Origin of the sequence: Synechococcus sp. EJ6-Ellesmere (genome assembly GCF_024345875.1) — a bacterium.
Classification (GTDB): domain Bacteria; phylum Cyanobacteriota; class Cyanobacteriia; order PCC-6307; family Cyanobiaceae; genus Regnicoccus_A; species Regnicoccus_A antarcticus.
In genome coordinates this window covers 1-8961 of record NZ_JAGQBY010000127.1, presented here as the reverse complement: position 1 = coordinate 8961, position 8961 = coordinate 1, and the positions used below count along the sequence as shown (strand labels likewise).

Sequence of the window (8961 nt, the reverse complement as noted above, 5' to 3'; positions counted from 1 at the left end):
TCGGCAGGAGCGTCAAGCTGGCCTGGATCGGAAGAGACGGGCATGGGAAAAGGACCATTCCCGTGGACCGAATCCCATGCTGACAGGATCAGCCAGGCCTACTGGGCCAGACTTTTAATAGGCCCTGTTCATTGGGGCGGTACATGGGGAATACTTGGTGCAGCTTTTCGGCTCAATCCAGCCGATTTGCGCACATTATACCGCCATAGAAGTGCCCAGATCCACTGCACTGCAAGCGGTCTAGTGATATCCAGGAAGCCCTAATTGGAGACTTTCTGAAGTGATCCTATCTGAAGCGAGCCTAGGCCGATGATTCGCGATACATCTATGACAAAACTTGTGGGCAATTGAATTGCAAGGCGAATCAGTATGTCATTTCAGTGGTGCACTATTACAATAGTGTGGATTAACGTTTCTGGCTGGGAAGGTGATGTCCGGTAACTCGCGAACAGTCTTCAGGTGATTAGAACTTGTTCGATCCCGTTAAGCCAGGTCAGGGCCATTGCGGCGTAGCCCTCAGAATTGGGATGAAGACCATCGGAAAGTGATGAACCGATTGCGGTGAACTGATCGACAACGGATACCGTCAGCTGTTGGAAAGAACGATTTGACAGCTCATCCCTAATTAGGTTATTGTATTGAAGGATCTCATCTCTAGTAACATTGCTAATTGGATCCTTTTTCCATTTGTCGCTAACTGTTGGGATGGTGCCAACAATGACGTCAAGTTCTAGTCCAGAAGCATTTGCTTCTTGATCCATTCTGTTCATAAAGAAGGTCAAGCGGTCAAAAGCCGACTCGGCCAGCTTGTCCTGTTGTTCGCCTTGAGCGTCATTGTTCTTATCACCAGCGGGAGAGGCGCCGAATTCGGTGCCGACGACTTGATGAATCAGATCATTCGTCCCCAGCATTAACAGCACAATATTGCGATCGGTGATGACGTCTGAGAAATATGTGGTTGAGATTGCGAGATCTAGGTCACTCAGGAGTCCATCGCGAATCGAGCCCTCGTTCGATTCGTTGGCCTGAAGCGAAACATATGTCTTATCAGCAAGTGGTTCGTCGGTTCGGGCGATTCCTCTGCCGGATTTTCCCCAGTGATTGGGGTCACGACTAGGATCGTCATCAATAATCTGTTCCCCGACAAAATCAAATTGATAGCCTTGACGTTCAAGCAGATTTTCCAGAGGGGCTCGGTAGCCACCTGGCTCTGTTCCAGCCGTGATCGAATCGCCCATGGGCATGATTCTGATCATTGGAGACTGGCCGGGGAAGAGTTGTCGAAGAAGCTGACTATTGCCTGACTGTGCGAGCAAGGATCTGATGAAACGCTCCAATCCTGATGTTGTAGTCATGTTTTCTCCAAGATTTAGGGATATCAGAGATCCGAGCAATGATTTGCGCATGTTAAGCCGTAAATCGATGTTCGGAAACGTGGATGTATCTGATGAGACTATCGTAGCCAGCGATGGTCGCATTCCACGGGCTTCATGGATCGTCAGGGTAGTGGATCGAGTTGGCTGTCACGGTCAGGACTGGATCAGCGGCCTTCTTCGACACCTTCCACCTATTGATTCGATTCCACCAGGAGGGCCAGGGCGCTGCCAATGCTGTCGGCCTCGGCCGCCGGCTTGTCGCGGCGCCAGTGCAGGATGCGCGGGAAGCGCACCGCCAGGCCGCTCTTGTGGCGCGAGGAGCGCTGGATGCCCTCGAAGCCGAGGTTGAACACCTGCAGGGGCTCCACCGACCGCACCGGCCCGAAGCGCTCGATGGTGTGGCGGCGGATCCAGCGGTCGAGTTCGTTGATCTCGCCGTCATTGAGGCCGGAGTAGGCCTTGGTGAAGGTCACCAGGCGTGGGCTGCCGCCCACGCTGGCCACGTCAGCGGTGGTGTCCCAGAGGCCGAAGGTGTAATCGGTGTAGAGGTTGGCGCGGCGGCCGCTACCCGCCTGCGCGTAGAGCAGCACCGCATCGAGTTCCATCGGCTCGAGCTTGTGCTTCCACCAGTCGCCCCGGCGGCGGCCCACCCGGTAAGGCGACTCCAGACGTTTCAGCATCAGCCCCTCGGCCCCCACGTCGCGGGCGCGGCCGCGCTCCCGCTCCAGCTCCTCCCAGCTGCCCAGGGGCACGGCCGCTGAGCCGCGCAGGCGCTGCCGCTCCGGGTGATCGCTGCGGGCCACGGCATCATGCAGCGCCTCCAGCCGCTCCAGGCGCCGCTGCAGCGGTTCGTCGCGCCGGTCGGCACCTGCCGATTCGAGCAGGTCGTAGGCCACGAAGGCCATCGGGCACTGGCGGCGCAGGCTCGCTCCCACGCTCCTGCGGCCCAGACGCCGCTGCAGGGCCGCGAAGCCGTGGGGACGCTCCTCGCTGGGATCCCAGACGATCACTTCGCCGTCGAGCACGGTGCCCTCCGGCAGGGCCTCCCCCAGGCTCACCAGCTCGGGAAAGCTCTCGTTCACCAGCTCCTCGCCTCGGCTCCAGAGAAAGCTGGTGCCGGCGCGGCGGATCAGCTGGCCGCGGATGCCATCCCACTTCCACTCCGCCCGCCAGTGGCTGGGATCCCAGCCCTCCAGCTGGGCCGGATCGAGCGGACTGGCCAGGAAGAAGGGGAAGGGCCGGCTTGCCGGCACCGCCGACCCTTCCGCCGCAGGGGCGAGCAGGCTGCGGAAGGCGTCGGGCGTGGGCTCAAAGCCCCCCATCAGGCGTTGGGCGATCTCGGCCTCCTCCAGCCCAGCCACCCCGGCCAGGGCCCGGGTCACCAGGCCCGTGGACACCCCCACCCGGAGGCCACCGGTGAGCAGCTTGTTGAACAGGAAGGCCTGGCCCGGAGGCAGGCTGGCCCAGGCATGCAGCACGGCTTCGGCCTGGACGGCGGGCTCCAGCGCCGCGATCGCCGGCAGCCGCTCCCCCATCCACTCCGCCAGCGGCCGCTCGATCACCTCGGCCTCGGGCAGTTTCAGCTGGGGCAGCAGCAGGGCGATCGTCTCGGCACTGTCGCCCACCTGGGTGTGGCAGTCGTCGAACAACCACTCCGGCAGGGCTGAGGCGGCCAGAGCGATCTCCCGCAGCCGCCGGCCCGTGATCAGCCGCTTGCGCCGCTTGCCGAGCAGCAGGGTGAGCGCCCAAGCCCCATCGGCGGGATCCACCGTTCTCAGGTAGTCCTCCACCGCCGCCACCCGGGCACGGGTACCGGGGCTGCGGTCCAGCTGTTCATAGAGGGCGCAGAAGTCGCGCATGGGCGGCCGCTCGAGCTGTTCAACCCTCACCCTGGCAAGCGCCGTGGCCGATCGCTCCCGCACTGCCGCCCGCGGGAGGATGGGGGCCAAGGCCCTGCGGCCATCCGCTGTGACAGCCCGATGAAGTTCAAGGACTACTACGAGACCCTCGGCATCGAGCGGGGAGCGAGTGAGGAGGAGATCAAGAAGGCCTACAGGCGTCTGGCTCGCCAGTACCACCCCGACATCTCCAAGGAGGCGGGTGCTGAGGAGCGTTTCAAGGAGATCAGCGAGGCCAACCAGACCCTCTCCGATCCGGAGAAGCGCCAGGCCTACGACGAACTGGGCCGCCATGACCCCGGCGAGGAGTTCCGGCCGCCGGCGGACTGGGATACACGCTTCTGGCAGGGCCAGGCCCACCAGGAGGTGGACCTCTCCGAGCTGTTCGAGCAGATGGGATTCCGCAGCTCCCAGCGACGGCGCCAGGCGGGAGGTGTGGACTTCCCGATCCGCGGCCAGGACGTGGAGGCCGTGGCCCGGCTGACGCTCGACGAGGTCTCCCGCGGCAGCCAGGTGACCCTGGAGCGCCCGGGCGGCGGCAGTGTGCGCATCCGGGTCCCCCAGGGCGTGACCGATGGCGAGCGCCTGCGCATCCCTGGGCGCGGCGGTCCCGGCAGCGGCGGTGGCCCTGATGGCGATGTGTACCTCCACATCCAGGTGCTGCCGCACAAGCTGTTCCGGCCGGTGGGTCATGACCTCTATCTGGAGCTGCCGGTGACTCCCTGGGAGGCGGCCCTCGGCTCCCAGATCGAGCTGCCCAGCCTCGATGGCCGCGTGCGGGTGACGGTGAAGCCAGGCGCGCAGGCGGGCCAGAAACTGCGGCTGGCCGGTAAGGGGCTGCCGAAGCGTGGCGAGGGAGCGGGGGATCTCTATGCCGTGCTGCAGATCGTGATGCCCACGCAGATCAGCGAGCGTGAACAGGAGCTCTATCGTGAGCTGGCGACGGCGTCCACCTTCCAGCCCCGTCCGCAGTTCACCGGAGGGACGACCGATGCCTGACGACCTCCTGATCCCCGTGGACGCCGACAGCCCGGTGGAATCAGCGGAGCTGCTGGCGGCCTCAGGGCTGGCCCATGAAGAGCTGGTGGAGCTGGTGGAGTTCGGCGTGTTCGAAACCAGGGAGGGCGCCACGGGCTGGAGCTTCCAGACCCGGGTGGTCCATCAGGCGCGGAGGGCGGTGAAGCTGCGGGACACCTTCGGGCTCAACCCTCCCGGCATGGCCCTGGCTCTCACCTACCTGGAGAAAATCGAGGCCTTGGAGCAGCGGCTGCGGGAATTAGAGTGCCTGTTGCCCCGATGAGGCCTGGACGGCCGTTGCCATGGAGGCTTCAGATCTCACCACCGGATCGCTGACCACCCGGCACCTCAGTGTGCAGAAGGTGAGCGATCTCTCCCTTTATATGGAGCATTCGTCCATCATCCAGAGGCTCTGCTCCGAGCTGGGATTCAAGGAACCGGCCACGGCGATGGCCTGGGTGTTCGATCAACTGGAGCAGTCGGAAGATCTGCAGAAGGCGATCTTCGATCTACTTAACGACTGACTCTTTGCCGACAGGCTGAGGAGCGGTACGAGGTTCACGCTGCCTTGGGGAGTTCACGTCCTGCGCTGCGGCATCACCCACATCACTCCCCCTTCACGCCCCATGGGCCGCTGTGTGAGCTGTTGCTCGAGAACAGCAAGAGTTTGATCTGAGCTGGTGCTTCGGTTCTGCGATCTCCCATACGTCCACCGGTCCAACTGGGTGAAGCACCTGTTGGTGAGTCTTGTGGGCTCATCACTTGTGGCTCTCTTACCGTGGCCTCCCTTGGTGATTGCTGCTCAACAGGGAAGACCTTCTTCAGATGCACTCTGGAGGATTATTGAGTCCTGTTTGCCTCCAGAAAATACGGGAAATTACTGTAAGTGCCCTGCTTTCATTCTGTCCTGCTGTCATGATCGTTGCGAGCCGGATCAAGCTGTTGTCTGGGCTCTGACGCCAAGCTTTGTGGCCATCCGCAACTCCTACAGTTGTGGCTGTGAACCTGGTTTCGTGGCTGGCTTGGCCTTGCCGCGCCAGAGACTCACCGGGCTGGAAGATCCAAGCCGTCCGGATGCCATCTGGCCTTTTGCCTGGACTGTTGCCAAGGTGCATCTCCCCAGTGAGGATTCCATCGCCCTGCTGATCAATCCCCCGTCGGCACGGAGTCAGAATCAACTGCATGTTCACATCCTCCAGCTTCGCCCTGCCTGGCGAACGGCTTTGGATACCGACACTCCCGTATTGCCGGAGGGGGTGGCTGCCATCAAGCTGTCCCACGGCACCGTCACCACAGCCGAGCACGTCAGGATCCGGGCTGGGTGGCTCGTCGAAACTCAGAACTGGTAGCGCATGATCGCCGCCAGGCTGGCTTCACCAGGGATGTCGGCCTTGCGCACACCCATCACTTTGGCGCCCATCACCAGGGCACGGCTGGCGATTTCATCGACGATGCCATAGCTCTCGGCGCTTGGGCCATCGGCGAAGGTCACTGTCCCTTCGTCGTCGATCGTGCCTGGGGTCACATCGTCGATGTCGATCAGCAGCAGTTGAATCGCGCCATAGGTGGCTGCCCGGGCCGCCTGGGCCAGATCGGATGTGGTCCGACCCTGACTGGCGCGCAGTGTGTAAAGGGACTGGATCTCCGCCAGTTCATCCCGGAACAGCTCATCAAGGATGGCGCGGGCACTTGCGGCCAGATCGGCATCGCTCTGCGTTTCGGGATTCTCCAGGATCACAGCCCGTGCGAGGTGCGGATACGACTGAACTTCGCGGTAGATCGACTGCATTGGTTCGCTGGCTGCCAAAATCAGTGGGGTCTCCCGGCCCACCAGCAGCAGCCGCAGCGCCTGATCGATCTTGCGGGCGTACTGGGCCTGACGCACCTTCATGCCCTCGGAACCCTGGAGACGACCGCTGGGCGAGCGGTCCCTGATTGAAGCCTTCCTGGCCGAGCTGGCCACATCTTTCGGCATGCCGTTCAACTTGATCTCGACGGCCGGCAGGTCGGAGGAGACCGCCACCAGCCGCACACTGTTCTGAGCCAGGGCCAGGACGTAGGCGGACTGGGGCACGGTGACCGCCCGCAGCAGGGGCTGGACGTGGAAGCGGTCGCTGACCTCCACGGTGGGCTTCAGGTGGTTGGGCAGGCGGAAGCTGCGCAGGCCTTCCGGCGAAACAAAGACCGCAAGACTGTTGGCCTGGACCTCCCAGAAGTCATCGTCGTCGATGAGGTCGTGGAGAAGCTCCTCGATGACCAGCACCTCACGCTTGTCGTGGGCGGCGAGCTGCTCAATGGCCTCGCCAGCAAGGTTTTTCAGAGCGATGCGGTCGGCCTGGGCCTCCTGGGTCAGCGGTGTGGTGGGCAGAACCAGGCTGACCCGGGCCGGGCCGTGATGGAGCATCAGTGCTTCGATCTCGGCGCGGGTGGGGATGTCGACGTGCAGCATGGAGGGAAGGATCCGGGAAATAATTCGTTCCACGAATCTACAGGCCAAGAAACCTTAAAATATTCAAAAGGAATCCTGTTGGCAATCAGATAAGCTTTTGTATTGCAACATACTGGAATTCTTGAGTTGACAGGGAGGTGATGCCTCGCTCCTCCTCTGCTCAGGATTCAGCAGGACAAGCAACTTTTCGACCCCGGAATCTGGGCTCTTCGCTGTCAAGCTTGTTGCGAAACCCTTCCTCTTTGGCTGAGAAGGGATGCGGTTGTCGGTGCCGACTGGTTGATCCTCCGCAGTCTCAGCAAGGACTCACGTTTCCAGCAACATCTTCGAGAGGTTCGGCAGGCCCGCACCCTGGTGATAGCGGTCGCGCTTGGGGTCGGTGCAGTGGTCCAGCAGGATCTGCTTCACCCGGTCGGGGTAGCCGATGAACTCGCTGCGCACTGACAGGAAAGCGGCCAACAGGCCTGAGATGTGGGGCGCCGCCATGCTCGTGCCCGACAGGGCGATGTAGAGCTCATCGACGCCCTTGCCCCGGTCGCGCTCGGCGCTGCGGTTGGGGTCGCTGCTGCTGCGGCACGACAGGATTCGCTCCCCAGGGCCCACCACGTCGGGCTTCAGACGCCCGTCGGCCGTGGGGCCCCGCGAGGAGAAGTACGAGGTGCCGTAGCGGTGGGGCAGGGTTGGGTGCACCGATCCAACGGCGATCGCCTCCTCCAGGTTGGCCGGATCACCGATCGAGAGGTCGAAGGAGCGGGTGGAGCTGAAGCCGTCGACCACGATGTCGCCGCTGCCCTCGTTGCCTGCCGCGAGCACCACCAGCACCCCCTGGCGCACCAGCCGCAGCAGGGAGGCGCACAGGGGCGAATCGCCGCAGCCGAAGCTGGCCGGATCGAAGGCGCCCCCCAGACTCAGGTTCACCCCCTGGATCACCAGCCGGCGGCCGTTCTGGTTCTGCGTCCAGATGTGGTCGATGGCCTTGAGGATCCAGGCGTCGTAGCCGCTGCCGTTGTCGGCCAGCACCTTGTAGGTCACCAGCCGGGCCTTCGGCGCCATCGCCAGCAGGTCCGGCCCCGTCGGGCTGCCGACTGCCTGCAGCCCCCCGGCGATCACTCCGGCCACGTGGGTGCCGTGGCCGTTGGCGTCGTTGCCGCTGCCGGGCAGCACCGGCCCCCGCTCGGTGCAGTCCCACTCGGCGGCGATCGTTCCCCCGGGGGCGAAGAGCGGGTTGTGGAAATGGGGATGGTGGCGGTCGATGCCCGTGTCGAGCACGGCCCAGGTGATCCCCTGGCCATAGGCGTTGTACCCCAGCTGGGCGGTGCGGGCCTGCACCGTATGGATCGACTCGCTGATCAGGGCTTTTTTCTTGCTGTTGCTGAACATCCGGTACACCGCCGGGGAGGCGATGCCGTAGTGCTGGCTCAGCGAAGCGGCCAGGGTTTCCACCTCGGCGCGGGTCAGATTCACCGCCACGTAGCGATCCAGCTGATCCTCCAGGTGAACCGTGTCGGCCGTGATCGGATCCTTCAGCACGTTTTCATTGATCCAGCCCAGCACCTTGTCCCTGGCACTCTCAATGGAATCTTCAGGCCCTCCCGGGGCCGCTGCCGAACTGCCGGTCAACCTGGGGCGGTCGATCAGTTCGATCAACACGGGCACCCGCGCTGTGGCGTCCGCATCGAGGGAATCGGCCAGGTTGCGCGCCACGGTGATCGGGCTGACCGGCTGGAAGCGGGAGCGGTCCACCGCCCCCATCACCGTTTCCTGGGTGAAGCGGCGCGAGAGATAGCGGCTGGCGGAGTGGGCCTTGCTGGGCGGCCAGACGATGCCTTTCACCCGTTCATCGGCCACGGCGGGTTTGCCGCTGGCGCTGTACTCATCGGCCAGGCTCTGATCCAGGCCGACAATGTCGCCGTCCTGGGCAAGGTTCACCCAGCGCTTGACGCCAGCAGGAATCGGCAGCTTTTTGCCATGCCACTTGTGCAGCACGTCGGTCACCTGGGGCAGCCCCAGGGGTGAGCCGATGGTCAGGAAGAGATCAACGGGCAGCTCAGCGCCGAGCTCCATCAGGGCTTGATAGGTGACCATGCTTCCCTGGCTGTGGCCGATCACCACGAAGGGGCCACCGCCGGTGGTCACCCGGCCCTTGACCGTCTGCACCATGCGCACGCGCTTGGCGCTGTTGAAGAGGAAATCGTTCACATCATCCAGGAAGACCTGGGTG

Annotated in this window: 8 protein-coding genes; 4 read left to right on the top strand and 4 right to left on the bottom strand. The window is 63.2% G+C overall.

The window, feature by feature from the left end:
- Positions 1-455: 455 nt before the first annotated feature.
- Together KBY78_RS13165 and KBY78_RS13160 are read right to left on the bottom strand one after the other, a co-directional pair.
- Entirely contained in the window at positions 456-1238 is a 783-nt protein-coding gene (locus KBY78_RS13165) for a GDSL-type esterase/lipase family protein (RefSeq protein WP_255143957.1), read from the bottom strand.
- A 329-nt stretch (positions 1239-1567) separates the two neighbouring features.
- Complete coding sequence (locus KBY78_RS13160; protein ID WP_255143959.1) at positions 1568-3235, bottom strand: ATP-dependent DNA ligase; 1668 nt, start codon at positions 3233-3235, stop codon at positions 1568-1570.
- A 120-nt stretch (positions 3236-3355) separates the two neighbouring features.
- Between KBY78_RS13160 and KBY78_RS13155 the strand changes: the two genes are divergently transcribed.
- The 4 genes from KBY78_RS13155 to KBY78_RS13140 all read left to right on the top strand — a co-directional run bounded on the left by KBY78_RS13155 (position 3356) and on the right by KBY78_RS13140 (position 5640).
- Complete coding sequence (locus KBY78_RS13155) at positions 3356-4273, top strand: DnaJ C-terminal domain-containing protein (RefSeq protein WP_255143956.1); 918 nt, start codon at positions 3356-3358, stop codon at positions 4271-4273.
- Positions 4266-4574 (top strand): chaperone modulator CbpM, encoded by a 309-nt coding sequence (locus tag KBY78_RS13150; protein ID WP_006170701.1) that lies wholly within the window; start codon positions 4266-4268, stop codon positions 4572-4574. The genes KBY78_RS13155 and KBY78_RS13150 overlap by 8 nt, the downstream gene beginning before the upstream one ends.
- Positions 4575-4593: 19 nt before the next feature.
- The gene (locus KBY78_RS13145; RefSeq protein ID WP_006170702.1) at positions 4594-4815 is read left to right on the top strand and encodes a hypothetical protein; all 222 of its coding nucleotides are present in this window, start codon (positions 4594-4596) and stop codon (positions 4813-4815) included.
- A 267-nt stretch (positions 4816-5082) separates the two neighbouring features.
- A complete protein-coding gene (locus KBY78_RS13140) occupies positions 5083-5640 on the top strand; it encodes a CDP-diacylglycerol diphosphatase (protein WP_255143958.1) in 558 nt (185 codons plus the stop codon).
- On the opposite strand, the gene KBY78_RS13135 is transcribed toward KBY78_RS13140, so the two are convergent.
- Positions 5628-6740: a hypothetical protein gene (locus tag KBY78_RS13135; protein WP_255143955.1), complete on the bottom strand. Its 1113-nt coding sequence runs from the start codon at positions 6738-6740 to the stop codon at positions 5628-5630. The two genes, KBY78_RS13140 and KBY78_RS13135, sit on opposite strands and share 13 nt — an antisense overlap.
- A 306-nt stretch (positions 6741-7046) precedes the next feature.
- A partial coding sequence (locus KBY78_RS13130; RefSeq protein WP_255143954.1) for a S8 family peptidase occupies positions 7047-8961 on the bottom strand: 1915 nt, incomplete at its 5' end.

Excerpts from the sequence above, each read along its gene's own strand:
- KBY78_RS13135 (WP_255143955.1), bottom strand. The coding sequence starts at position 6,740 with ATGCTGCACGTCGACATCCCCACCCGCGCCGAGATCGAAGCACTGATG.
- KBY78_RS13145 (WP_006170702.1), top strand. The coding sequence starts at position 4,594 with ATGGAGGCTTCAGATCTCACCACCGGATCGCTGACCACCCGGCACCTC.
- KBY78_RS13155 (WP_255143956.1), top strand. The coding sequence starts at position 3,356 with ATGAAGTTCAAGGACTACTACGAGACCCTCGGCATCGAGCGGGGAGCG.
- KBY78_RS13150 (WP_006170701.1), top strand. The coding sequence starts at position 4,266 with ATGCCTGACGACCTCCTGATCCCCGTGGACGCCGACAGCCCGGTGGAA.
- KBY78_RS13160 (WP_255143959.1), bottom strand. The coding sequence starts at position 3,235 with ATGCGCGACTTCTGCGCCCTCTATGAACAGCTGGACCGCAGCCCCGGT.
- KBY78_RS13165 (WP_255143957.1), bottom strand. The coding sequence starts at position 1,238 with ATGGGCGATTCGATCACGGCTGGAACAGAGCCAGGTGGCTACCGAGCC.